Genomic DNA, 23,987 nt, shown 5'->3' on the forward strand with positions numbered 1-23,987 from the left:
AATAGCATAATGTCTACTGGCTCCGGACAGAGCCGGCGCGGCGGCTAGATCTTGGTGATCCTCACCGTGGCGTCGGGCCGTTGGAACAGCTCCGGCCGCAGACTGAGGCCGAGCCCCGCCCCTTCGAGCGGCGCGACATGGCCGTTGGCGACCAGCGGAATGTCGGCGACGATCTCTGTGTACCAGCCGGTGAAATAGGCGCGCACCGCTTCCTGGTAGTTGACGTTCGGCAAGGTCGCCGACAGTGCACAGCTGGCGGCATAGACGATCGGCCCGGTGCAGTCATGCAAGGTGACTGGCAATTCGCTGGCCTCGGCCATGTTGGCGATCTTGCGCGCCTCGGAAAGCCCACCGCACCAGGCAAGGTCGATCATGATCACGCTAGCGGCGCGCTTGTCGATCAGCTGCTTGAACATCTGCCGCGAAGCCAGCCGCTCGCTGGCGGCGATCGGTATCGACGTGTGGCGGGCGAGCTCGGCCAAGGCGTCGAGCTCGTTATAGCGGATCGGCTCCTCCAGCCAGGCGACGTCGTAGGGTTTCAGCGCCTCGGCGATGCGCAGCACCGGCGGCAAGGTCCACAGACCATGCAGTTCGACCATGATCTCCATGTCGCGGCCGACAGCGTCACGGATCTTGCCGAACGGCTCCAGCGCCTTGTCGAGATCGGCGAGCGAAATACGGGTGCCGTTCGACGCCTCGGCGGCGATGTCGAACGGCCATATCTTCATCGCGCCGATGCCTTCCGACTTCAGGCTTTTGGCGAGGTCGCCGGCATTGTAACGCCAGGCGAGCAGGTCTTCGTAGGGACCTTCATTGGAATCGCCTGCCTTGAGCGACCAGTCCTCGCCGCGCTCGAACAGGGCGTTCTTCCTGGTGGCGCGGACATGTTTGTAGCCGGCGCAGGTGTTGTAGATCGGCACGGTCTTGTGAGTGCGCCCGCCGAGCAGCCGCCAGACCGGCTCGCCAAGCGCCTGGCCATAAATGTCCCACAGCGCGATGTTGACGGCCGAATTGCCGCGCAGCTCGGCGCCGGAATCCCTCGCGCCGACATAGACACTGCCCAGCGTGCGGTCATGCAGCTCGATGTTGCGCGGATCCTTGCCCAGGAGATAGGCGGCGACATTGTCGTGAATATACGATGCGACCGGCCCGGGCGCCCAGAAGGTCTCGCCGGTACCGATCAGGCCGGCATCGGTGTGGACACGCAGCCAGAACAGGAACGGAAACTCGGCCAGCTGCAGCGTTTCGAGCGCGACGATTTTCATTTCTTCCTCCCGGCTGCGACCGATCACTTGGCCAACGGACCATAGCACATCGCCGTTGACAGCCATTTATGGTACCGGTATCAATCGCGTCAAGATGGCCGCCGGGAGGGTGCCCGTTGCCTGACGAAAATCAGAACATGACGTCTAAGAGAGCACTGGTCACCGGTGCAGCGGGGGGCCTCGGCCGTGAGGTGGCGATCCAGTTGGCCCAGCGCGGCTGTGTTCTCGCGATCGCCGACATCAATGGCGAGGGATTGGCGGATACCGCCAGAAAAATCGGCGAAGCCGCCGCGGAAGCCGAAAGCATAACGGGCGATTTCACGCTCGAAGGCGCGCCGGAAGCAGCCGTCGAAAAAATGGTCGCGCGCTGGGGCGGCATCGACATCCTGGTCAACAATGCCGGTTACGGCGTGATCGAGCCATTCCTCGACGCCACCTACCAGGCCTGGACACGCACGCTGGCGCTCAATGTCACCGCCCTTGCCATGGCCTGCAAGGCGGCCGGCCGGGTGATGCGCGAGCAGCGTTCGGGGCGCATCATAAACATCACCTCGCCGGGCTCACGCATGGCGTTGCCCGACTATACCGCCTACACGGCGAGCAAGGCCGGGGTCGATTCCATCACCCGGGCGGCGGCGGTGGCGCTGGCGCCTTATGGCGTGCTGGTCAACAGCCTGGCGCCGGGCATGATGGACACCGAGATGCAGCGTTCCACCGAGGCCGATCTTGCCCGCGCCAACGGCCGCGACGATCTGCAGGCCTTCCTCGACGAGCGCACGCGCCGCATTCCGCTCGGTCGCCGCGCCGAGATTTCCGAGGTCGCCGAGGCGGTGGTGTGGCTCTGCCTCGATTCGCCCAAATATATGACCGCCGAGCGGCTCAACATGTCGGGCGGGCTCGACAAGGACTGACCCGATGCTGCGAAACTCTCCTCCCGGCAGCGCCGATATCGGCGCGCTCGAACGCAAGGCAGAGCTGCTGCGCCGTCACATGCTGACCATGGCGCGCGGCCAGGGCCAAGGCTATATCGGCCAGGGCCTCGGCATCGCCGATGTCCTGGCGGCGCTCTACTTCCACGAACTACGCTACGATCCGGACAATCTCGACTGGCCCGACCGCGACCGCTTCCTTTTGTCGACCGGGCACTATTCCATCGCGCTGTGGGCGGCGCTTGCCGAGGCCGGCATCATCCCGGTCGAGGAACTGACGACCTACGGCGCCGACAACAGCCGGCTGGAAATGTCGACGCTCGACACCACGCCCGGCGTCGAGATGATCGGCGGCTCGCTTGGCCATGGGCTGGGGCAAGGTGTCGGCCAGGCGTTGGGCTTGCGCGTCGACCGCTCCGATGCGCGCGTCTTCGTCGAGCTGTCCGATGGCGAAATGCAGGAAGGCTCGACCTGGGAAGCGGCGATGTCGGCCAGCCATTTCAAGCTCGACGGGCTGGTGGCGCTGATCGATTGCAACGGTATCCAGGCCGACGGACCTATGGTGCTCGACATGGACCCTGTCGCCGGCAAATGGCGCGCCTTCGGCTGGCAGACATTGGAGATCGACGGCAACGACATGGCGGCAGTGGTTGGTGCACTGGCCGGGGCGCGTGAGCGCAACGGCAAGCCGAAGGCGATTGTGCTGCGCACCCTGCCGGGCAAGGGCGTGCCGCGCATCGAAACCTCTGAGAAATCGCACTTCTTCCGCATCGACGTGGCGCAATGGGACGGCATCATCGCCGAGTTCGACAAGAGCGTGGGGCCACGGCAATGAGCGGAGCGGAGGCCGAGCGTACGCTGGCGATGGGCCAGGACGAAGCCATCGGCGGCGGCCGGCAAAGTGTCGAGGCGCCATTCGGGCGGGCGCTGGCGCGGCTTGGCCAAAGCCGCCCGGACATTGTCGGGCTGACCGCCGACCTCGGCAAATACACCGACATCTTGCCGTTCCGCGATGCCTTTCCCGACCGCTTCTTCAATGTCGGCATGGCCGAACAGAATCTGGTTGCCGTCGCCGCCGGTCTGGCGCGCACCGGCAAGGTCCCGTTCGCCACCACCTATGGCGTGTTCGCGACCCGGCGCGCCTATGATTTCATCGCCATCGCGCTTGCCCACTCCAACCTCGACGTCAAGATCGTCGCCGGCCTGCCGGGGCTGACGACCGGCTATGGCGGCACGCATCAGGCGATCGAGGATTTGGCGCTGATGCGCATGATCCCCGGCCTCACCATCATCGATCCCTGCGACGCGACCGAGATTGAAGCAGCGACAGAGGCGATCGCCGCGCATCGAGGACCGGTCTATATGAGATTGCTGCGCGGGAGCGTGCCTGTCGTGTTCGAGCCCGGTTACATCTTCGAGATCGGCAAGGCGCGGCGTCTTCGCGAGGGCAGCGATGTCGGCATCATCTCGACCGGCTTCATGACCGAACGGGCGCTGGATGCGGCCGACGCTTTGGGCAAACAAGGCATCTCAGTCGGCGTGATGCATGTGCCGACGATCAAGCCGTTCGACGCTGGGGCGGTGGCCGAATTCGCGGCCAGCGTCGGCCAAATCGTCACGGCAGAAAACCATGTCGTTGTGGGCGGGCTGGCGGGCCTTGTCGTCGAGACCTTGTTTGACGCTGGCATTGCGAAGACAGTGACCCGCATCGGCTTGCCGGACCGCTACATCGAATGCGGCGCGGTGCCGACCTTGCAGGCGAAATACGGCCTGACCACCGAGGCGGTCATCGCGACAATCGCCGGTTTGAGCTAGAGTTTCGCGATGAAGATCACCGAGATCGAGACCTTCGCCGTCGGCGCCGGCTGGAAGAACTGGCTTTTCGTCAAGGTCCATACCGACAAGGGTATTCACGGCATCGGCGAAGGCACGCTGAACGGCTTCATCAAGACCACCGAAGCCGGCGTGCACGAGCTCAGGCATCTCGCCATCGGCCAGGATCCGCGCCGCGTCAACGCGCTGGCCAAGCGCATGCTGGACAGTGTCTCCCTCGACGGCGGCCATATCCACCGCACGGTGATCGCGGCGATCGAGGTCGCCTGCTGGGACATTCTGGGCAAGAGCCTTGGCGTGCCGATCCATCAGCTGCTCGGCGGCCAGGTGCGCGACAGCGTGCTCGGCTACGCCAATGGCTGGTATCGCACCGAGCGCTCGCCCGAGGCTTTCCTGGAGGCCGCCAAGGCGGTGCTGGCCAAGGGTTTTAGGGCGTTCAAGCTCGACCCGTTCGGCACCGCGCAAGGCTTTATCTCGCGAAAGGAACTGGACCTCTCCTACGCGATCTGCCGGACGCTGCGAGATCATCTGCCCAAGGACACGCTGATCCTGATCGATGTCCACGCGCGCTTCACCGAAATCGCCGCATTGCAGGCGGCGCAAAAATTCGCCGACCTCGACATCTACTGGTGGGAAGAGCCGACCTCGCGCGACCGGCAGGAGACCGTGCATGAAGTGGCGCATCGCTCGCCGATCCCGGTGGCGACTGGCGAGATGTACGACACGGTCGGCCAGTTCTACACGCTGGCGGCGGGCGGCGGCGTCAACATCTTCCAGCCCGAGCCGATGTCGCTCGGCGGCATTGGGCCGTCAATGCAGGTTGCCAATCTCGCGCTCGCCCACGGCAGCCATATCGCCCCGCACCAGAGCGGCGGACCGGTGGCGACCGCAGTGTGCCTGCAGCTGGCGGCGGCGGTGCCGAACTTCCTCATCCAGGAGCATTTCGATGCCTTCAACGAGCCATGGACACGCGACCTGGTGACCTGGCACCCAGTGGTCAATCCTGACAATGGCCATCTGTCGCTGCCGGATGCGCCGGGACTCGGCATCGATCTCAATATCGAGGCGATCAAGGATCATCCCTACGATCCCAACGCCTATCTCAACGTCCATGCCGAAGGCTGGGAAAAGCGGCTTGGGCGGCGGGAAGCGGCGGGGAAGCGTGGCCATTGAACGAGCTAAAGCGTCCCGTCCGTTCGTCATCCTAGGGCGGAGCAAGGAGCGAAGCGACGCGGCGCAGACCCCTAGGATCCATGCCGCGACTTCAGCGCGCCGCAACGGTGCAGAATTCTATTCCGTTGCACTCTTCGGTCAAGGTAACGGCATGGATCCTAGGGTCTCCGCGACGCCGCTTCGCGGCTGCTCCGCCCTAGGATGACGAAGCTGAGGTGCCTCGTTCAGCAGATAAAAACCGTCAAGCGCTTTCGCGGTCGACGATCTCGAAGCCGAGGCTGGTGATGGTCGGCACCTTGGTGTCGCCGCCGAGCCTTGCCAGCAGTTGCCGCACCGCGCGCCGGCCCATCTCGTAGCGGTTGACCTTGACCGTGGTCAGCGGCGGAAAAAGCTGGGCTGCCAGATCCATGTCGCCATAGCCGGCAATCGCGATCCTGTCCGGCACCGCCCAGCGGCGGCGGTGGCACTCCTGCACAGCGCCGACGGCCAGCGTATCGCTGGAAAAGAAGATGGCGTCGATGTCCTTGTGTCGGGAAGTCAAAGTCACCAGCGCCTCGGCGCCTCCCTGCGCGGTGATCGGCACCTCGACTTCCATGTCGGCATGGTTCTTGATACCGAGTTCGGTGAGCGCGGCGTGATAGCCGGTGCGGCGCTGCTGCAAACGGTCATTGCCGTGGATCGGCGTCGAGACGAAGCCGATACGCTTGTAGCCCTTGGCGGCGAGATGCATGGTCATGGCATAGGCGGTCTCGAAGTTGGAAACGCCGACCACCATATCGATCGGCTTGCGGCCCTTGATCTCTGATATTTCGACCACCGGTGCGCCGCTGGTCTTCAGCAGGGCGCGCGCCGTCTCGCTTTGCACGAAGCTTTGCAGGATCATGCCGACCGGACGCCAGCCGAGCAGATTGCGGATCGCCTGGTCCTCGGCCTCCTGCGTGAACTCGCCCTGCACCAGGAGCATCGAATAGCCGCTCTCGTGGCACTCGTCGGACATGCCCTGCACTTGCTCGGCGATGCCCGAATTGATCAGCGGCGGCACCACCGTGCCGATCATGCGGCCACTGCCGCGCATGCTGGACGCCAGCCGGTTGGGTACGAAACCCGCCTGTTCGATGGCCTCGAGCACCTTGGCGCGGGTCTCCGGCGAGACCATGTCGGGATTGGACAGCGCACGCGACACCGTCATCGGCGCGACGCCGACGCGCTTGGCGATCTCGCGGACGCCGAGGCGCTGCGGCTTCTTTTCGCCCGCCGGCGGTCTATCGCTCATCACCATGCTCCACGACGCGACATCAACCGATTCATAGCTGGTGTGGCGGACGCTTGCCAGCGACGGACCCGGCCATTGCCGCATCGACGAATTTCTCCGTTGACAAGTTATAATATTATAATCTTAATGGTGCCGAGGAGCACGCCAGGATCGGCGTGGGTGTGTGGAGCTGGCCGCAAGAGCCGGTAACAGGCACTGCCAGGGAGGTCAGGATGAACAGCGCGGCTGAGGTGAGCTCGCCGCCCCGGGACGCGCGATCGTTCCGGCGGCGACTGATCGGCTTCATTGCTGTCGGCGAGGTCGGCGTGCTGGCGGCCATGGCGCTGCTGATCGCCTTCTTCTGGCTGATCGAGCCGGCCTTCCTGTCCGAACGCAACATACGCGCCATTCTCAACGTCGTGTCATTCGTCGGCATCATCGCCATCGGCCAGACCATTCTGCTGGTCGCCGGCGAGTTCGATCTGTCCGTTGGTTCGGTCGCCGGGCTGTCCGCGGTGGTCGCGGCCAAGCTGATGACCGCGGCCGCCCTGCCGGTGACAACAGGCATTCTCGGCGGCATCGGAGTCGGCGCCTTGATCGGCCTGCTCAACGGCCTGATCGTCGTCCGGCTCGGCATCCCCGCCTTCATCCAGACGCTCGGCATGCTGTTCATCGGTCAGGGCCTGATCCAGGTGGTGACCGGCGGCTATCCGGTCTATCCGCTGCCGGAGGCGATCAATACGATCGGCGGCACCGATCTCGCCTTCGGGCTGGGCTGGAGCTTCGCCTTCTTCATCATCGCCGCCATCGCCGCCGACTTCGTGCTGCGGCGCACCGTGCTCGGGCGCAACCTGTATGCCACCGGCGGCAACAAGGAAGTGGCGCACCTCGTCGGCATCGACACCAACGCCTACAAGATCGGCGCCTTCATCGTCGTCGGCGCGCTGTCGGCGATCGCCGGCATGTTCGTCATGGCCGATCTGGGCAGCGGCGGCACCTCGATCGGCAGCGGCTGGGAACTGACCGTCATCGCCGGCGTGGTGGTCGGCGGCGTCAGCCTGTTCGGCGGCGCCGGCACGGTCGCCGGCGGCGTCGTCGGCATCCTGATGCTGAAGGTGGTGCAGAGTGGCCTGGTCGTCATCGGCGTCAACTCCAACTGGCAGCAGATCGCGGTCGGCGTGATCATGGTCATGGCCGTCGGCCTCGACATAATGCGCCGCCGCTACTTCATCGCCGGCGCTTAGACAAACCGCGAGAGGGCCGTGGATATTGCGCCGGCAAAATGCTGGCGAAGCAAGGGAGGTACGACATGAAAATCCATTTGAAGAAAGGGCTGATCCGCACCGCATTGGTGGCGGCGACAGTCGCCGTCTCGCTGGGTGCGGTGAGCCTTGCGCGGGCGGCGGACATCCATTTGCTCTGGGTTCAGGCGATGAAGGACCACCCGGTGCACCGGCTGATGCAGGCGGGCTTCCTCAACAAATGCAAGGAACTCGGCTACACCTGCGAGGTCGTCGGCGATCCGAGCGCCACCAACTGGGACATTCCGGCGACGCTGCCGCTTGCCGAAGCCGCCCTCGCCCGCACCAAATACGACGCCATCGGCGTCTACGGCCCGGATCCGGCAATCTATTCCTACATCTCCAAACTTGCCAAGGAAGGCTTCCCGATCGTCACCTGGCACGTGCTGCCGCCGGAAGGCACCGTCAATGGCCTGAAGGCGGCTACCGGTGAGAACATCGCCGAGGCAGGAACCAACGCCGCGATCGCCGTCGGTGACAAGCTCGGCGGCAAGGGCACCGTGGCGCTGACGCAAGGCGCCTCCAACGACACCGAGAACGCCATGGCGGACGCCTTCCGCAAAACCATCGCGGCGAAGTATCCCGGCATCAAGGTGCTGGACACGCAGATGGAAGGTTTCGAGCCCTCGGCGGCCGAAGCCAAGGCGGTAGCGATCCTGCAAGGCAATCCTGATGTGACCGCCGCCTTCGGCACCACCGGCAACAGCATCCAGACCTGGTCTGGCGCAGCGCGCAAGGCCGGGCGCGACGTCGTCATCATCGGCATGGACTATATCAGGCAGAACCTCGATCTGGTGAAATCCGGCGCCGCCTACGGCATCGTGGCGCAGCCGCTCTATGAAGAGAGCGCCAAGGTTGCCGAACTGCTCGGCGACCTCGCCCAGGGCAAGACCGTGCCCTACAGCAATCCCTTGCCGGCCAAGGTGATCACCGCAGCCGACCTTGGCCCCTATTACAAGATGCTGGACAGCGCCGGCCAGTAACACCTGCCGCCGGGCCCGCATCATGCGGGCTCGGCAACATCCTGAGAGGATTGCCGTGTCGACTGTCCAAGCGCCGCTGTTCTCGGCCACCGCCATCGCCAAGAATTTCGGCGGCGTACAGGCGCTGCGCGGCGTCGACTTCGATGTGACATCAGGCGAGATCCACGCTCTGCTCGGCCAGAACGGCGCCGGCAAATCCACGCTGGTCAAGATCCTCAACGGCGTGCATCCGGCCGGCTCCTACACCGGCACGATCCAACTGGACCGCCGGGTCGTCAGCTTCGCCTCGCCCGCAGATGCGCGGTCGAACGGCGTCGGCTACGTGCCGCAGGAAATCGAGGTGCTCGAACAGCTTTCGGTGGCCGAGAATGTCTTTGCCGGCCGCACCGGCCTCGGCGACGGCGTGCTCGTCCACCAGCGCAAGCTCGAGCAGCGCGCCGGCGAAATCTTTGCCGATCTTGGCATCGACATCAATCCCAAGGCCTATGTCGCGGCGCTGACTTCGGCGCAGCGCCATCTGGTGATGATTGCGCGCGCCCTCGTGCTGAAGCCGCGCGTGCTGATGCTGGACGAGCCGACCGCCTCGCTCTCGGGCACGGAAGTCGATGCCCTGTTCAGCGTGCTGCGGCGCCTGAAAGCGCAAGGCGTGGCGATGATCTACATCACCCATCGCCTGCCGGAGGTGCTGGCCATCTGCGACCGCGCTACCGTGCTGCGCGACGGGCAAGTGGCGGTGCGGATCGCAAGAGAGGATTTTGACGCCGAGGCTTTCATCTTCTCGATGTCGGGCCAGCGGCTGCAGCGGCTGTTTCCAGAGCACGCAGCGCCGGTTGGCGCGCCCTGCGCGCTGGAGGTTCGCCACCTCACCGTCGCCGGCCACAGCGGCGCCGTCCATGGCGCGAAGGATATCAGCCTCCGCGTGGCAGCCGGCGAGATCGTCGGACTGGCCGGGCTGCTAGGCTCCGGCCGCAGCGAGATCCTGCATGGCATCTATGGCCGCGTGCCGGCCGAGGGCGAAATCCAGGTTGCTGGACAACTGAAATCGATCAAGTCGCCCAGCGATGCCCGCGCCGCCGGCATCGCTCTGCTGACCGAGGATCGCAAGCGCGACGGCCTGCTGTTCAACCTGCCGGTCGGCGCCAACATCACCATCGGCAATCTTGCGCCCTTGTCGCGGAACGGCATGGTGCGCGGCGGGCTGGAACGCAGTTCGATCCTCGCCGCCATGCGTGCACTCAACGTCAAGGCATCGTCGCCGCAGGCGTCAGTCACCCATCTGTCGGGCGGCAACCAGCAAAAACTGCTGTTTGCCCGCGTGCTGATGCGGGCGCCGAAAGTGCTGCTGCTCGACGAGCCGACCAAGGGCGTCGATGCGGCAACCCGGCATGAGATCTACCGGCTTGTCGTCGAACTGGCCGGGAAAGGCGTGGCCTTGCTGATTGTCGCCTCCGAGCTTGAGGAACTGATCGGGCTTTGCGATCGCTGCCTCGTCGTTGCCGATGGCCGTATCGTCGACGAATTTGGCCGAGGCCAAGGCGGCGAGGACCGCGTGCTTCGCTCGGTGACGGCAGCGCAAGCGGAACGCCACGCGCTGGCAGCACAGGCTTCGTCATGATGTTTGCCGGCAAGCGTATTTTCGTGACCGGCGCGGCAACCGGCATCGGCCGGGCGACGGCGGAGTATCTCGTCGCCGAGGGCGCCGAGGTGTTCGGCGTAGGGCTGGATGGCGAGGAGGGAAGGGCGCTTGCCGGCCGCCATGCCGAAAGCCGACTGATCTTTCGCGAGTGCGATCTCACTGGGGAAGCCGAGGTCCGTGCGGCCGTGGCGGCAGCCCAGGGGCGGTTCGGCGGGCTCGACACGGTCGTCAATTGCGCCGGCATCTATCCGACCGGCAAGCGACTGGAAGAGCTGTCCGACGAGGATTGGGACAGGACGATCGCCGTCAACCTGACCGCCACCTTCCGCGTTTGCCGGGCAACCTTGCCGCTGCTGCGCGCGGCAGGCGGCGGTTCGATCGTCAACATCGCCTCCGTGCACGCCGACGCAACGGTCCCCGGCGTGCCGGCCTATGCCGCGACCAAGGCGGCGGTCGTCGGCCTGTCGCGGCAGATGGCGCTCGACTATGCCGTTGACCGCATCCGCGTCAACGCCGTTCTGGTCGGTTCCGTCGCCACGAGGATGACGCTGGACGGGCTGGAGGCGGCCGGCGGCGCGGAAGCGCTGGGCCTGTCCTTCGAGCCCAACCGGATCGCCCGCATTGCCAACCCGACGGAGATCGCCACGGCAATCGGCTTCCTGATCTCCGACGCCGCGTCCTTCGTCACCGGCAGCGCCATGCAAGTGGATGGCGGCCTGCTGGCACGGCTGCTTTAGGGTGAAAGCGCGAAGGGCGTGAACGCAACCTTGCCGGCGGCACTTTCACCTGGGGCGAGCACAATCACGCCCTCATCGGGATCGTCCCATCGGCCCCGGTTGAACGCACCGGAAGCGTTGGTCTGCGGCTCGACGCAGAAATAGGCTTTGGTCGGATCGGCGTAGAGCATCAGGTGCTTGAAGATTGGATCGGCGTTGATGCGCAGTCCCGCGCCGCGCGCTGGAAAGCGGATTGCCGCCTCGCCGCCCCAGCCGCCATAGTCGTTGTTGCGCCAGCCGGCGGGCAAAGGCCTGGCCTCGGCGAAATCAAGTTCGGCCGGCAGCGTGATCGGATCGCCCGAAATGCCGTCCGGTTCTTCGAGGTAGAAGCGTCGTGCACAAAACTGCAATGTCACGTCCGGATCGCGATCGAACCAGGGGTGCAGGCCGAAGCCGAACGGCAGGGGAACCGGCCCGGTGTTGGTCAGTGTCATGGCCACGCTCAGCCCATCGCCGGAAACCACAAAAGCCTGCGTCGCGCGATAGGAATAGGGCTCGGCTCCGGCAGCGATGTCCAGCGACAGCGTCGCGTTGGCGGCGCCTGCCTCGGTGACAGTCCAGGCATGTTGCCAGCCGCTGCCATGGACGTTGAATTTTTCGGGCGGATTGTTGGGCAGGACCTGCCAGCGTCTCCCAGCGAAGTCGAAGGCATTTCCGGCGATGCGGTTGGCGTAGGGCGTCATCGGGAACATGGCGACGCCAAGCACATTGCCGGCGCCGAAATCCGCACCCGACAGCCGGCGCATGAGATCGATGCCATGCCAGCGCAGCGAGCTGACGCTGCCGCCGATGTGCGGCACCAGCCCGACCTCGAGCGTTCCGGCTTTCAGTATCAACGGTTCAGAAATTGCGTCCATAGCCTGCCATCCATCCACCGTCGACGCCCAGCATCTGGCCTGATGTATAGGTGTTGAGTGGATCGCAGAAGAACAGCACCACCGCAACCGCTTCCTCGATGCTGCCGGCGCGGCCGACCGGTGTGTGGCTGAGCATCGCCTTGTCGCCGGCGATCTCATCCTCGACCGCGCCGACGCCGACGGCGTTGACCAGCACTTTGGGGCCGAACTCCATGGCAAGCGTGCGCATGCCGGCGAGGATCGAGGCGCTTTCCATGGAAAAGCGGGGATGGCGGCGCACCGGCATGCCGGCGGTGACCGAGAGCAGGAAGACGATACGCCCGCCGCCACGCACGGTCATGGCCATCGCCATCTTGCGCGCGGCCGCATACAAAATGGAGGGATCTTCGGCCGCCGTTCCCGGACGCAGCGCGCACGATACCAGAAGGATGTCGGCGGGCTGCGCCCTCCCCACTATCTGACCGCCATTGGCGCGCAAGGCGGCAAGTGCCGCTTCGACCAGCGGATTGCTTGCGCCTTCCAGACCTATCGTCGCGCCGGCGAGATCGATTTCCATGGCGTCGCTCACATCATGTATCCCGCCGTCCAGCCGCCATCGACGGCCAGCACCTGGCCGTTGACATAGCTGGCGGCCGGCGAGGCCAGGAACAGCACGGTCTCGGCGATCTCCTCCGGCTGGGCCGGCCGGCCGAGCGGCACATGGGCGAGGAATTCCTGCGTGCGGCCGGCGAACTTGCCATCATCGCCGTAGAACAGTTTCTCGGTCAGCGCCGTCATCACCGAGCCGGGGGCGATTGCATTGGTCAGGATGCCCTTGCCGCCGAGTTCGATCGCCATCGACCGCGTCAGATGGATGATGCCGGCCTTGGCGGCGACGAACGGGCTCTGCAGGCGCATTGCGGCAAGGCCGACGACCGAGGCGATGTTGACGATGCGCCCACCCTTGCCGGCGGCGAGCATCGGGGCCAGTGCCGCGCGGCTCATGATGTAGAGGCCGTCGAGATCGATGCCGGTGATGCGGTCCCATTCCTGCGGGGGGAATTCGTCGATGGTGACGCGATGCGCCAGCGTGTTGACGCCGGCATTGTTGACGAGGATGTCGAGGCGGCCATAGCGTTCCATGATCGCGGCGATCGTACCGTCCACCGACGCGGTATCGCGGATGTCGGTGACGCACGCCATGGCATCGTTCAACCCGGCCGCAACGCTTTCCGCGCCCTCGCCGTTGATGTCGGCGACGACGAGCGCGGCGCCATTGTCGGACAGGCGTCTGGCGATGGAACTGCCGATCGCTCCTGCTGCTCCCGTGACCAGCGCTACCTTGCCTCGCAGATCGCAGCGCATATCCCGTTCCGCCCTTAAGCCATTTCGGGTTATGCTATTATAATATCTTCAGCACCCGAGCAAGCAATTGCGTCACAGCAGGAGGTTATTCCGCCGGCGCGCCGGCCATGGTCTTGCGGCTTGCATCGATCATCCGCCGCCGGGCCCGGAACACGCCCCATTGCTGGTCAACCAGCACGCCGATGAGGATGACGCCGCCCATGACAGCGAAGTTGAGGGAAGAGGGAATCCCGAGCAGGTTGACGAGGTTCTGCAGCTCCTGCAGCAGCACGGTGCCGAGGATGACGCCGATCAGCGAGCCCTCGCCGCCGCGCAGCGAGAAGCCGCCGAGCACGGCCGCCGCAATGGCATAAAGCTCGTAGAACTGGCCGTGGCTGGCGGGTGAAATCGAGCGCGTGTACATGGCGAAATAGATCGCCGACAGCGCCGTCAGCACGCCGCAGATGACATAGGCGGCCATGACGATGCGGCCGGTGCGGATGCCGGAATATTTCGCCGCCTCCTCGTTCTTGCCGATGGCGTAGAGATAGCGGCCGAACACCGAGCGGTGCAGCACCACCCACATGACGATGGCGATGACGATGAGCGCGAAAAACGAGTTCGGCACGCCCCAGGAGCGGCCGGCGGTCAAGAATTCGAGATCGGGAAAATTCTGGCCGAAGGCGAAGCCGGCGGTGCCGTCGGCGGTGTAGAAGCGGGCAACACCGCGATAGATCAGCAGGCCGCACAGCGTGACGACGAAGGGCTGCAGCTTGAGCCTTGTGATCAGCCAGCCATGCGCCAGGCCGATGATGGCGCCGAGCACGAGGATGAGCACGAGGGCGACAGGCCATCCCATGCCACGCACGGCGATGAAGTCGATGAACAGCGTGCCGAGCAGCGCTACCAGCGAGCCGACCGACAGCTCGATGCCGCCGGTGATGATGACGAAGGCCTGGCCGATGGAGAGGATGCCGAACAGGCCGATCAGGTTCGAGGTGTTGGCGAGATTGATCGGCAACAGGAAGCGCGGATTGATGATGGCGACGATGGCGCCGACCACCAGGATCAGGATCAGCAGGCCGAGATCTTTCTTGCTCATCGTCTTCTCCCCAATGCCTGCCGGAGCAGGTTCGCGGGTCTCGCGAGACCCGCGCTAAAAACTATCTCGGCTGCTTGCCCACTGCCAGCAGCAGCACGTTTTCCTGGCTGAACTGGTCCTTGTCGAGAATGCCCGAAATCTGGCCCTCATGCATGACGGCGATGCGGTCGGACACGCCGATCACCTCCTCCATGTCGCTGGAGATCATCAGCACGGCGACGCCGGCATCGGCGAGCGCCCGCATCAGCCCGTAGATTTCCGCCTTGGCGCCGATGTCGATGCCGCGCGTCGGCTCGTCGAGGATCATCACCTTCGGGTTCATGGCCAGCCACTTGCCGAGCACGACCTTCTGCTGGTTGCCGCCCGACAGCGTGCCGGTGCGCGTCTGCACCGAAGGCGCTTTGATGCCGAGATCCTTCTTCTGCTTCTCGGCGGTTGCGGTTTCGGCACTTGCGGACACCAGAGAGCGCTTCGCATGCGCCGGCAAATTGGGCAGCGAGATGTTCTGGGCGATCGACAGGTCGAGCAGGATGCCGGTCAGCTTGCGGTCTTCCGGCACCAGGAAGATGCCATGCGCGACGGCGTCGGCCGCTGAGCTCAGCGCAAGCGGCTTGCCGTCGAGTTCGAGCGTGCCGCCAAGGCTGGCATCGATGCCGAAGAACACGCGCGCCAGTTCGGTGCGGCCGGAGCCGACAAGGCCGGCAAGGCCGAGGATCTCGCCGCGCCTGACGTCGAGATCGACCGGCCGGCTGGGATAGGAGGGGGTTTGGATGGCCTTGGCCGCAAGCGCCACCGCGCCGGGCGCCCGCGCCGCCTCGGATGCCTTTTCGCGCTCCTTCAGCATGCGGCCGATCATCAGCTTGACCATCTGGTCGTGGTTGATGTCGCGCTTGCCGAGCGTGCCGGCCAGCATGCCGTCGCGCAGCACGACGACGCGGTCGGCGACGCGCTCGACCTCGTGCAGCCGGTGCGAAATGAAGATGACGCTGATGCCATCGGCCTTCAGCGCCTTGATGACGTCCAGCAATTTGTCGGTTTCGGCGATCGGCAGGCTCGATGTCGGCTCATCGAGGATGACCAGCCGCGCCTTGATCGACAGCGCCTTGGCGATCTCGACCATCTGCTGCTGCGCCAGCGACAGGTCTGCGACCTGCGTGTCGGCGGAGAAATTGGCACCGACACGCTTCAGCAGCGGCGCCACCATGGTTCGCAGCCTGGCGCGGTCGACGAGCTTCAACGGCCCGGCGCGCAGCGGCTCGCGGCCAAAGAAGATGTTGGCGGCGACATCGAGGTTTTCGAACAAATTGAGTTCCTGGTGGACGAAGGCGATGCCCGAGCCCAGGCTGCCTTCGACGGTCAGGCTGTTGTGGGCGGCGCCATCGACCGTGATGGTGCCGGTATCCGGCGTGGTGACGCCGCCGAGGATCTTCATCAGGGTGGATTTGCCGGCGCCGTTCTCGCCGACGAGGCCGATGACCTCGCCGGGCCTGACCTCCATCGAAAAACCGTCGAGCGCGACGACGCCCGGATAGGTCTTGCGCACGTTCTCCAGGCTGAGGAACGCGGTGGTCGCGGCGATGGATGTGTCGGAATAATTCATCATGCCTGACAGCGGTTGGCGAGCTGACCTATTCGCAGACTGACGGTCCCAGCAGGCTTCGTCAATGCGAACAGCCGGCTCAAGCGAAGTTGAGCCGGCTGAACTGCTTGTGGTCTCAGTTTCCAGACATCGCCTTCAGATTGGCGGCGTAGGCGTCGACGTCATCCTTGCCGATGATCTTGGTCGGGATGATGATCAGATTGCCGGCCGGGATGCCCGACTTGTCGCCCTTGAGGTAGGAAGCCATCAGCTTCATGCCCTGATAGGCCCATTCGAAGGGCTGCTGCACGACGGTGGCGGCAATGGTGCCTTCCTTGACGCCGCCCAGCGTGATCGGATCGTCGTCGAAACCGACGACGGTGATCGAGCCGAGCTTGCCGGCATCGCGCAGCGCTTCATAGATGCGCGGCGTGTTGTAGGAGTAGAAGCCGACCATGCAGGTGACGTCGGGGCTGGCGACCAGCGCGTCCTCGACGTTCTTCTTGGCGCGGGCCTGGTCGATGTCGTCGCCGCGCACGTCGACGAGTTCGATCTTGGTGCCGGCCAAGCCATCCTTCATGCCCTGGATGCGTTCCTTGGCATTGTCGGCGCCGAGCAGGCCGACGAAGCCGAGGCATTTGCCGCCATTGGGCATCGCCTTCTTGGCGATTTCGGCCGCCTGCTTGCCGGCATCGACGTTGGACGAGCCGATATAGGCGACGCGCTTGGTCTGCGGGGCGTCCGAGTCGGTGGTGAACAGCGCCGTTTGCGAAGCGATCTTGTTCAGCCCGTCGGTCGAGGTCTTGGGATCGACGGCCGAGACCATGATGCCCTTGACGCCGGCCGTCACCAGATCGTCCATCAGCCGCTGCTGGATGGCGACCGAGGACTGCTCGGGATATTTGAGTTCAAGCGTGTAGTCGGGCAGTTCGCCCTGTGCCTTCTTGACGCCGGCTTCGGCCGCTTTCCAGAAATCGGAAGCGCCGTTGACGACGAAGGCCAGCGTCGGCTTGTCGTCGGCACGCGCGATGGCTGTCGCCGTCAGGCCGACAACCAGGGCCGCGGCGGCCACGGATGCATTGCGTATCAAGGATTTCATGTTCAACCTCCCGTTTTGGTCCAGTCGTTGCGACTGGACCGGTCTTGCTCACTAGAATTGCCTTGCTCACTTGGATTTGCCGTTTGCGGCTTGGATGCCCCTCCTCCTCAGGGGTTCCCGGCACTGAAGGAATGGCGTCGTTCCAGCCACACGGTCGCGGACTTTAGAGACTCATCCTTCGTTCGTAAATAGTCCGATTTGTCTGACATATCACATGTCCGAGAAAGGCTGGCGGAGCCAATATCCGCTTTGCCATCGGGCCATTTCCGCGCACCGCCCCGGACGGAGCCGGACGCGGCGGATGGACGTTACAGCGGCTTTTTGTATTAGTAAACAGTATTAGTTTTGGGCTCGCGCCCGGGCACGCCGTCAGGGAAAGGCCCGACGTGCCGCGCCCCGATATTTTGACGCGCGGCAAGCCGGACCTTGGCGAGCTCTGCCTTCCTTGCCGGGCGCAGCCGCATGAGCGATGGACGACAAGGCTACTAATAGATATAAACACAGCGACGACTTCTATAAATCATCACCGCCGCGCCACCTTGTCGGCCCGGCCGCTAGACAGGGCTGGGGATCGGGGACACGAAGGCAATGAGCGAGACGACGGATCCGGTCATCGAGAAGCGCCGCAAGGCGCCGGCGAAGCCCAAGGGCCGGGTGACCATGACCGATATCGCCAGGGCCGCCGGCTGTTCGCAGGCGACCGTGTCTTTCGTGCTCAACAATTCGCCGGGCATCAAGCTGTCGAAGCAGACCCGCGAGCGCGTCATCGAGGCAGCGCGGGCGCTGGGCTATTCCGCGCCCGCCTTCTCGGCGCTGAGCGAGCCCGTGACCGCCTTCGACGGACTGGACGGGGTGATCGGCTTTGCCGTCGACCAGCTGGCCACCAGCCCCGAGGCGGTGGTCGCCATCGAGGGCGCGCGCCAGGCCTCGTGGAATGCCGGCAACGTGCTTCTGGTGGCGCAGACCATGGGCGACGCCGTGATGGAGCCGCGCGCCATCCAGGCGCTGACCCGGCGGGGCATTTCGGCGCTGATCTACATGACCATCTTCACCCGCGAGATCACGGCGCCCGACTTCCTCTACGGCCTCGACATCCCGGTGATCCTGCTCAACTGCTACACATCGGACTATGCCTTTCCCGCCGTTGTGCCCTCCGAGATCGCCGGCGGCCAGAGCTCGACCCGGCACCTGATCAGCCACGGCCACCGCCGCATCGCCACCATAACCGGCGAGCCATGGATGCAGGCGGCGCAAGACCGGCTGAAAGGCTACCGCCGCGCGCTCGCCACCGCCGACATCCCGTTCGACCCCGAACTGGTGGTCGAAGGCGACTGGTCGGCCAGTGCGGGCTATGCCGCGACCGCCAAGCTGCTGGCGCTGAAGGACCGCCCGACCGCCATCTTCTGCCAGAACGACCGCACCGCGATCGGCTGCTACGAAGCGCTGAAGGAAGCCGGCCTGCACATCCCGCAAGACATTTCCGTGGTCGGCTACGACGACGAGGAGATCGCCCGGCATTTGTTCCCGCCGCTGACCACCTCGATCCTGCCGCACATGGCGATGGGCCAATGGGCGATCGAGCAGCTGGAAGCGCCGGCCGTGCCTGGAAGGGGGCGCTACCCCATCACCAAGCTGGAGTGTCCGCTGGTGGAGCGGGAGAGTGTGCGGGCGGTGGCGCACGGACGAGAGACGGCGAGTTGAAGCGCCACGCCCGATAGTCCGATGGCGCCGGGCAAGCACTGCCGTACGGCTGCAAGCCATCGCGCGCTGGCGGCGGGATGCACACGATTGTCGTCGCCTCACAATTTCCGGTGACCCGACCCTGTCGCGGGCCTATACTGGCGTACGATCCTCCTCCCTTTGCGCAGGAAGGACGCCCATGTGGCCGAACCGTCGTCTATGCGATCTGCTGAAGATCGAGCATCCGATCATCCAGGCCCCGATGGCTGGTTCGGCAACACCGGAACTCGCGGCGGCGGTGAGCAATGCCGGGGGCCTCGGATCGCTCGGCTGCGCATCGATGCTCCCGGATGCTCTGCGTCATGTTGTCCGCCAGCTGCGAAGCTGGACCGAATACCCGTTCAACCTCAACTTCTTCGTCTATCCGCAACCCAGCACGACCGATGCCGTCCTGGCGCAAGCCATCGACAGGTTGCGGCCCTATTACGAGGAGTTGTCCCTCGGCGCGCCGCCGGCGAGGCTGCCACCGATCGGGCCCGGTTTCGATGACGCGAAGCTTGATCTCGTGCTCGAGGTCCACCCGCCTGTCGTCAGTTTCCACTTTGGCATTCCGGACCCGGTCGCGATCGCCAGACTGAAGCAGGCCGGGATCGTGATCCTGAGTTCGGCGACGACCGTCGCCGAGGCGCGCAGGCTTGCCGACAGTGGCGCCGACGCGGTCATCGCCCAGGGATGGGAGGCGGGAGGGCATCGCGGCTCCCACGTTCCGACCGATCAGGGTGACGGCGTTGGAACGATGGCTCTGGTTCCCCAAATCGTGGATGCCATCGATCTGCCGGTCATTGCCGCGGGAGGCATCGCCGACGGGCGAGGCATAGCGGCAGCCTTCGCCCTTGGCGCCAGCGGCGTGCAGATCGGCACCGGGTTTCTGTCCTGTGACGAGGCCGGCACGGATGCGGCGCGCCGCGCCGTGATCCGTGCCGCGACCGACATGGACACGATGGTCAGCAATGCATTTTCGGGCCGCGCGGCGCGGATGAAACGCACGCGCTACGCCCTGGAGATGGAAAAGAGCCGAACGCGCCTTCCGGATTTCCCGCAAATGGTCGCGCTCAGCACCCCACTCAGCGATGCCGAACGTGCGACGGGGCGCGGGGACTTCGCCTTTCATCTGTACGGGCAAGCGGCCGCGTTGAACAGGGAGCTTCCGGCCGAACAATTGATGCGCACGCTTGTCGCCGAAACGAAGGGGATATTCGGCGCTCTCTCGGCATCGCCCGGCGAAGGCTGATATGCCTTTCGATCCCGAGCTGGTGGTCCCGCCAGGCTCTGGCTGTCGCGCCGCCAGGATTTGGCCGTCAGCGCCTCAGAACGGGATTTCAGCGCCTGCCTGTTCGTCGAACAGAACCGCGCAGCCGCGCGCAAGCGCTACCGTCGAGAGAGCGTTTGCCACGGCGTGGTCCGACGACACGAAATCGCCGGTCAGCACCCGCAACTCTTCCACCCCTTCGGCCATGGAGATGAAATTCCCAACCGCGGGATCGCGCCTGCACGCCTCGACCACGCAAAGCAGATCGATCATTTCGAAGCCGCGCATTCCAGCCTCCCGAAAAAGTCGTCCCTTGCAGGATCATGAACGCATCCGCGGGAGATAATGTTCCGGGGACCTTGGACGTGGCGGCACATGATCACCGAGGTCGGCCATGCCGACCAGTATGCGGCCGGGCAATTGTTGTCCATACTCGGCCCATGACGCGTCCAGGCTTGCGCTGTGTGCAGGTATTCGCGGCTTTACTGGCCGCGAGCTGCTTGCGTGCCGAAGCCGACGGCGCCAAAGTCCTTGGGGCCGGCGCCTACTCATTCTCAGACGAACTTGGCGGTTTCAGGATCATCTCGGCCACAGGCGCCGGAACGCGCGCCGATCCCATCGTGGTCACCGAGGAACTGGAGACCGCGGACCCGGTAACGCTGACCATACGCGCCGCCAGGCCGGTCCAGCCGTTCGGAACGTCGGGCAACTACGCGACCGGCTTCTTGCCGCTGAAGATCGTCGCGCTGAACAACAGCGGTGACGCCTGGATCGAATTCGGATTCGAGTTGCAGGCGATCATGAACAGGCCGAGCGACTATGGCGACGGGCTGTCCTTCGACCAGGCGCAGCGCGAGGACAACATGATCAAGTCCGACAGCTTCGCCGAATTCAAACGCGATTTCGAACCCTATGATCGGCTGCTGTTCCGCAAAGGCAAGGTCGACCCGCTCGAAAGTGCGTCGTTTTCATTCCTGGTGACGGACTTTTCGCCGAAGGACCGGTTTTATCTGGTGGAGGAGCCGAGGGTGCCTTCGTCTTGAGGGGATCCCACAGCTGGCACGGGCCGATGGACGATCGAACAGTTTAAGACACTGGCGGCGCGCGGCGCCGGCTCTAATAATGATTTAGGGGTCGCCATCAACCCAATAAATCGTCTGTAATGGAGGCTTTAGACGAGATTTTTTCCAGCTGGAATATTCTTACCACGTAGTTTTTCTTGCCTTCCTAGCTGCCCCGTTGTTACCGTCCTACGGTGGAATCGACTTGAATAGCGACGAACGCCAGCTGGGGGAGATAGGTAATGGTGGATTTTTCGAAACTTTCTCGCCCGAAAGGGGTAGCCGCACCAACCGATCCATTAGAAATCTTCAAGAAAACCCCCAATCTGGGCGACGCTCCTAATGATCTATGGAAAGGTCAGGCGGAAGCACTCACTCGATGGCATAAAGATCGGCAACAGACAGATAACGTGGTCATCCTCAACACCGGCGCGGGTAAGTCGATTGTCGGAATTTTAATTGCACAGAGTTTAGTTAATGAACTCATCGGACCTGTCGTTTATGTTTGCAGTACAATTGATCTTGTTAGACAAACTGAGCGCGAGTGCGGCCGCATCGGGATTGCCTATACTTCTCGGGTCGAGAGCACGTTCTCGAACGACCTCTTCGAGACAGGAAAGGCATTCTGTATCACGACATATGCAGCGCTTTTTGCCCCGATAAACGCTTTTAAAACTGACAAATCTCCCGCTGCAGTTATTTTCGACGACGCCCATGTGGCCGAGCGACTGATAAGAGATTCGTTTACAATCAATATTTCTAGAGTCGATCATCCCAATCTGTATTCCAGCATAATTGATATAATCAGACCGGAATTTGAGTCACTTGGAAAGTCGGCGCACCTTAGCTTCATTTTGGAAGACGTCGGTCAGATGAGCGTCACGTTGTGTCCGCCTGCGACCGCACATCGACATGCGGCTGAGTTAATCGAGACCTTCAAAAAACATGAATACAAAAAATCTCGAGAATTATTCTTTCCTGTTGTTCAACTTTACGAGCGGATTGGGATGTGTGCGATACTGATCTCGTCACAGTCGATCGAGATAACTCCGCCCTTCATTCCCACCAGTAAGTTTGATTTTTTGAGCCAGAAGATTAGGCGCGTATATCTTTCTGCGACGCTCGACTGCGAGACAGACTTTGTTAGAGGGTTTGGGATACGGAAAACAAACCGTATCGAACCTGACAATGACGCCGGCAACGGGGAACGCCTCATTCTGTTGGGTAGTGACTTGGCTAAGCCAGATGGCCAGCAGGAGTTGGTTGCGGACCTTTCTGGCGCCCGAAAGGTTCTTATTTCGGTTCCCTCATACCCTCGCGCGAAGAAGTGGTCCGGCTTGGCCATACCGCCACAACCTAAGGACTTTACTGACAAGCTGAACGAATTCCGAGGAGCTAAGAAGGGGGTTTTTTGCCTAGTGTCGCGGGTGGACGGGATCGACCTTCCGCAAGATACCTGCCGAATTATGATCGTAGACGGCGCCCCCTCCGGTTCAAGTTTGCTGGAGAGATTCCAGTTTGCGTCACTCGGGATGAGTAATCTCTTTTCGACAAAATTTGCCAGCAGACTGACGCAGCTCTTTGGTCGCATCAATAGAGGACGAAGTGACTACGGTGCCTTCGTTCTGTACGGCAACGACATAACTTCGTGGATGAAGAACGAGAGGAATATCGCACTTCTACCCGAGTTGCTTCGGAAGCAGACCATCCTAGGTCAATCGATGCAGAAAGACCTCGGACCCTTGGATCAGGGAGGCATTATTGAGGTCATCGGGAACGTATTGGATCGCGACAAGGGCTGGCTGGGCTTCTATCGCGACACGATCGACGGGCTCGAGGTGTCCAACTCGGCTATTGAACGCGTCAAAACTCGGGAGACGCAATTGGCGATTGGGGCGGAAGCAGAATGTAGGTTTATGTCGAAGCTCTGGGAGGGGGACATCGATGGTGCACGCAAGCCAATTTTGGATGTGCTCAACGACATAGCCGTTGCAGACGCGAAACTAGCAGGTTGGTATTCTATGTGGCTTGGCATGACCTATGAGATCGAGGGGGACGAGGAGACAAGTGGCGTCCACTATCGGCGAGCCCGTTCGCGGCTTTCAGCTTGGGTGAATTTGCCCTATAAGAAATCATTCAAAGAAGGTGACTTTTCTGCAGATGCTAAGGCCGCCGCTCACCAGCGATTGCTATTTATAAACAGCCAAGGCCCGCAGGCACTTAGCGACCATATCGCAAGAATAAGAGTACAAGTTGGTTCTGTAGGGAATGAGGAACATAGTTCCGCTCAGCACGAAGAGGCAGTACGATACATAGGAGAGCTCCTGGGATTTGAAGCCACGCGACCGGACAACGAATTGGGGATGGGGCCTGATGTCATTTGGTTTGATGACGATCAAAAGTATCTTATCCCGTTTGAACTCAAGACAAAGAAAAATGCTCCGGCCGAATACAGCAAGGACGAAGTTGGCCAATCGCTAAATCATCTTCAGTGGGTTTCTGAAAACTTCAAAGAATATCGATGCGCTGGATTGTTCATCTTGGGTCCTGATGGAACTTGCAAGGGTAACGCGAACCCCAGCGATAACATGTTCCTACTAACAGTCCAACGTTTTCAGACTTCTCTCAAACAGTTCTTAGCGAGACTTGAGGACGTAAGAGGCAGGACCGCTTTGGAGCGATGGACGCTGATCAATGAGATGGGCCAACTTCCCGAGTGGCAAATCGTTGGCTGGTTCAATCGCTTTCGGGATCGGCTGTTGCGGGATCTGAAGGTTTAGCCACAGCTTGGGAGGAATTTGCGTTTCGCAAGACGAACCAGTGCAGTGA

21 protein-coding genes are annotated in these 23,987 nt (G+C 63.1%); 12 read left to right on the forward strand and 9 right to left on the reverse strand.

The genetic code is table 11. The annotated features are described in order from the left end of the window. Positions 1-44 precede the first annotated feature (44 nt). Complete coding sequence (locus JT360_RS03655) at positions 45-1,265, reverse strand: mandelate racemase/muconate lactonizing enzyme family protein (protein WP_214470192.1); 1,221 nt, start codon at positions 1,263-1,265, stop codon at positions 45-47. Between the two features lie 137 nt (positions 1,266-1,402). Here JT360_RS03655 and JT360_RS03660 point away from each other — a divergent pair, with 137 nt between their 5' ends. From JT360_RS03660 to JT360_RS03675, 4 genes are read left to right on the forward strand one after another with little or no spacing between them, the layout of a single operon-like run. Continuing rightward, entirely contained in the window at positions 1,403-2,176 is a 774-nt protein-coding gene (locus tag JT360_RS03660) for an SDR family NAD(P)-dependent oxidoreductase (protein ID WP_214470193.1), read from the forward strand. Positions 2,177-2,180: 4 nt separating this feature from the next. Continuing rightward, the gene (locus tag JT360_RS03665; protein ID WP_214470194.1) at positions 2,181-3,029 is read left to right on the forward strand and encodes a transketolase; all 849 of its coding nucleotides are present in this window, start codon (positions 2,181-2,183) and stop codon (positions 3,027-3,029) included. Further along, positions 3,026-4,009, forward strand: a complete 984-nt coding sequence (locus JT360_RS03670) for a transketolase family protein (RefSeq protein WP_214470195.1) — start codon at positions 3,026-3,028, stop codon at positions 4,007-4,009. The genes JT360_RS03665 and JT360_RS03670 overlap by 4 nt, the downstream gene beginning before the upstream one ends. A gap of 9 nt (positions 4,010-4,018) precedes the next feature. Beyond that, positions 4,019-5,200: a mandelate racemase/muconate lactonizing enzyme family protein gene (locus JT360_RS03675; RefSeq protein WP_214470196.1), complete on the forward strand. Its 1,182-nt coding sequence runs from the start codon at positions 4,019-4,021 to the stop codon at positions 5,198-5,200. 241 nt (positions 5,201-5,441) lie between these two features. Here JT360_RS03675 and JT360_RS03680 read toward each other — a convergent pair whose 3' ends face one another. Next, positions 5,442-6,473, reverse strand: coding sequence for a substrate-binding domain-containing protein (locus JT360_RS03680; protein WP_250888598.1), 1,032 nt, complete (start codon positions 6,471-6,473; stop codon positions 5,442-5,444). 212 nt (positions 6,474-6,685) lie between these two features. On the opposite strand from JT360_RS03680, the gene JT360_RS03685 reads away from it, so the two are divergent. The 4 genes from JT360_RS03685 (at position 6,686) to JT360_RS03700 (ending at position 11,109) form a co-directional block, all read left to right on the forward strand. Further along, the gene (locus JT360_RS03685; protein WP_214470197.1) at positions 6,686-7,696 is read left to right on the forward strand and encodes an ABC transporter permease; all 1,011 of its coding nucleotides are present in this window, start codon (positions 6,686-6,688) and stop codon (positions 7,694-7,696) included. Between the two features lie 65 nt (positions 7,697-7,761). Continuing rightward, a complete protein-coding gene (locus tag JT360_RS03690; RefSeq protein ID WP_214470198.1) occupies positions 7,762-8,736 on the forward strand; it encodes a sugar ABC transporter substrate-binding protein in 975 nt (324 codons plus the stop codon). 55 nt (positions 8,737-8,791) lie between these two features. Then, a complete protein-coding gene (locus JT360_RS03695) occupies positions 8,792-10,351 on the forward strand; it encodes a sugar ABC transporter ATP-binding protein (protein WP_352126990.1) in 1,560 nt (519 codons plus the stop codon). Continuing rightward, positions 10,348-11,109 (forward strand): SDR family NAD(P)-dependent oxidoreductase, encoded by a 762-nt coding sequence (locus JT360_RS03700; protein WP_214470200.1) that lies wholly within the window; start codon positions 10,348-10,350, stop codon positions 11,107-11,109. Before JT360_RS03695 ends, JT360_RS03700 begins: the two co-directional genes overlap by 4 nt. On the opposite strand, the gene JT360_RS03705 is transcribed toward JT360_RS03700, so the two are convergent. The 6 genes from JT360_RS03705 to JT360_RS03730 all read right to left on the reverse strand — a co-directional run bounded on the left by JT360_RS03705 (position 11,106) and on the right by JT360_RS03730 (position 17,108). After that, complete coding sequence (locus JT360_RS03705; RefSeq protein WP_214470201.1) at positions 11,106-12,005, reverse strand: aldose 1-epimerase; 900 nt, start codon at positions 12,003-12,005, stop codon at positions 11,106-11,108. The genes JT360_RS03700 and JT360_RS03705 overlap by 4 nt on opposite strands. Continuing rightward, the gene (locus tag JT360_RS03710) at positions 11,989-12,573 is read right to left on the reverse strand and encodes an SDR family oxidoreductase (protein ID WP_352126991.1); all 585 of its coding nucleotides are present in this window, start codon (positions 12,571-12,573) and stop codon (positions 11,989-11,991) included. The genes JT360_RS03705 and JT360_RS03710 overlap by 17 nt, the downstream gene beginning before the upstream one ends. Beyond that, positions 12,570-13,349: an SDR family NAD(P)-dependent oxidoreductase gene (locus JT360_RS03715; RefSeq protein ID WP_214470202.1), complete on the reverse strand. Its 780-nt coding sequence runs from the start codon at positions 13,347-13,349 to the stop codon at positions 12,570-12,572. Before JT360_RS03715 ends, JT360_RS03710 begins: the two co-directional genes overlap by 4 nt. Positions 13,350-13,434: 85 nt before the next feature. Then, positions 13,435-14,430: an ABC transporter permease gene (locus JT360_RS03720; RefSeq protein WP_214470203.1), complete on the reverse strand. Its 996-nt coding sequence runs from the start codon at positions 14,428-14,430 to the stop codon at positions 13,435-13,437. A gap of 61 nt (positions 14,431-14,491) precedes the next feature. Further along, the gene (locus tag JT360_RS03725; RefSeq protein WP_214470412.1) at positions 14,492-16,030 is read right to left on the reverse strand and encodes a sugar ABC transporter ATP-binding protein; all 1,539 of its coding nucleotides are present in this window, start codon (positions 16,028-16,030) and stop codon (positions 14,492-14,494) included. A 115-nt stretch (positions 16,031-16,145) separates the two neighbouring features. After that, complete coding sequence (locus JT360_RS03730) at positions 16,146-17,108, reverse strand: sugar-binding protein (protein ID WP_214470204.1); 963 nt, start codon at positions 17,106-17,108, stop codon at positions 16,146-16,148. Between the two features lie 588 nt (positions 17,109-17,696). On the opposite strand from JT360_RS03730, the gene JT360_RS03735 reads away from it, so the two are divergent. Both JT360_RS03735 and JT360_RS03740 read left to right on the forward strand, forming a co-directional pair. Beyond that, the gene (locus JT360_RS03735; protein ID WP_214470205.1) at positions 17,697-18,809 is read left to right on the forward strand and encodes a LacI family DNA-binding transcriptional regulator; all 1,113 of its coding nucleotides are present in this window, start codon (positions 17,697-17,699) and stop codon (positions 18,807-18,809) included. 178 nt (positions 18,810-18,987) lie between these two features. Then, entirely contained in the window at positions 18,988-20,079 is a 1,092-nt protein-coding gene (locus tag JT360_RS03740; protein WP_214470206.1) for an NAD(P)H-dependent flavin oxidoreductase, read from the forward strand. A gap of 75 nt (positions 20,080-20,154) precedes the next feature. Here JT360_RS03740 and JT360_RS03745 read toward each other — a convergent pair whose 3' ends face one another. After that, the gene (locus JT360_RS03745) at positions 20,155-20,385 is read right to left on the reverse strand and encodes a hypothetical protein (protein ID WP_214470207.1); all 231 of its coding nucleotides are present in this window, start codon (positions 20,383-20,385) and stop codon (positions 20,155-20,157) included. A gap of 152 nt (positions 20,386-20,537) precedes the next feature. On the opposite strand from JT360_RS03745, the gene JT360_RS03750 reads away from it, so the two are divergent. Further along, on the forward strand, positions 20,538-21,140 hold the full coding sequence (locus JT360_RS03750) for a hypothetical protein (protein WP_214470208.1): 603 nt from the start codon (positions 20,538-20,540) through the stop codon (positions 21,138-21,140). Between the two features lie 260 nt (positions 21,141-21,400). After that, entirely contained in the window at positions 21,401-23,938 is a 2,538-nt protein-coding gene (locus JT360_RS03755; RefSeq protein WP_214470209.1) for a DEAD/DEAH box helicase family protein, read from the forward strand. Positions 23,939-23,987 lie beyond the last annotated feature (49 nt).

It is taken from the genome of Mesorhizobium sp. dw_380, assembly GCF_018588885.1.
Classification (GTDB): domain Bacteria; phylum Pseudomonadota; class Alphaproteobacteria; order Rhizobiales; family Rhizobiaceae; genus Mesorhizobium.

Excerpts from the sequence above, each read along its gene's own strand:
- JT360_RS03655 (WP_214470192.1), bottom strand. The coding sequence starts at position 1,265 with ATGAAAATCGTCGCGCTCGAAACGCTGCAGCTGGCCGAGTTTCCGTTC.
- JT360_RS03660 (WP_214470193.1), top strand. The coding sequence starts at position 1,403 with ATGACGTCTAAGAGAGCACTGGTCACCGGTGCAGCGGGGGGCCTCGGC.
- JT360_RS03665 (WP_214470194.1), top strand. The coding sequence starts at position 2,181 with ATGCTGCGAAACTCTCCTCCCGGCAGCGCCGATATCGGCGCGCTCGAA.
- JT360_RS03670 (WP_214470195.1), top strand. The coding sequence starts at position 3,026 with ATGAGCGGAGCGGAGGCCGAGCGTACGCTGGCGATGGGCCAGGACGAA.
- JT360_RS03675 (WP_214470196.1), top strand. The coding sequence starts at position 4,019 with ATGAAGATCACCGAGATCGAGACCTTCGCCGTCGGCGCCGGCTGGAAG.
- JT360_RS03680 (WP_250888598.1), bottom strand. The coding sequence starts at position 6,473 with ATGAGCGATAGACCGCCGGCGGGCGAAAAGAAGCCGCAGCGCCTCGGC.
- JT360_RS03685 (WP_214470197.1), top strand. The coding sequence starts at position 6,686 with ATGAACAGCGCGGCTGAGGTGAGCTCGCCGCCCCGGGACGCGCGATCG.
- JT360_RS03690 (WP_214470198.1), top strand. The coding sequence starts at position 7,762 with ATGAAAATCCATTTGAAGAAAGGGCTGATCCGCACCGCATTGGTGGCG.
- JT360_RS03700 (WP_214470200.1), top strand. The coding sequence starts at position 10,348 with ATGATGTTTGCCGGCAAGCGTATTTTCGTGACCGGCGCGGCAACCGGC.
- JT360_RS03705 (WP_214470201.1), bottom strand. The coding sequence starts at position 12,005 with ATGGACGCAATTTCTGAACCGTTGATACTGAAAGCCGGAACGCTCGAG.
- JT360_RS03715 (WP_214470202.1), bottom strand. The coding sequence starts at position 13,349 with ATGCGCTGCGATCTGCGAGGCAAGGTAGCGCTGGTCACGGGAGCAGCA.
- JT360_RS03720 (WP_214470203.1), bottom strand. The coding sequence starts at position 14,430 with ATGAGCAAGAAAGATCTCGGCCTGCTGATCCTGATCCTGGTGGTCGGC.
- JT360_RS03725 (WP_214470412.1), bottom strand. The coding sequence starts at position 16,030 with ATGAATTATTCCGACACATCCATCGCCGCGACCACCGCGTTCCTCAGC.
- JT360_RS03730 (WP_214470204.1), bottom strand. The coding sequence starts at position 17,108 with ATGAAATCCTTGATACGCAATGCATCCGTGGCCGCCGCGGCCCTGGTT.
- JT360_RS03735 (WP_214470205.1), top strand. The coding sequence starts at position 17,697 with ATGAGCGAGACGACGGATCCGGTCATCGAGAAGCGCCGCAAGGCGCCG.
- JT360_RS03740 (WP_214470206.1), top strand. The coding sequence starts at position 18,988 with ATGTGGCCGAACCGTCGTCTATGCGATCTGCTGAAGATCGAGCATCCG.
- JT360_RS03745 (WP_214470207.1), bottom strand. The coding sequence starts at position 20,385 with ATGCGCGGCTTCGAAATGATCGATCTGCTTTGCGTGGTCGAGGCGTGC.
- JT360_RS03750 (WP_214470208.1), top strand. The coding sequence starts at position 20,538 with ATGACGCGTCCAGGCTTGCGCTGTGTGCAGGTATTCGCGGCTTTACTG.
- JT360_RS03755 (WP_214470209.1), top strand. The coding sequence starts at position 21,401 with ATGGTGGATTTTTCGAAACTTTCTCGCCCGAAAGGGGTAGCCGCACCA.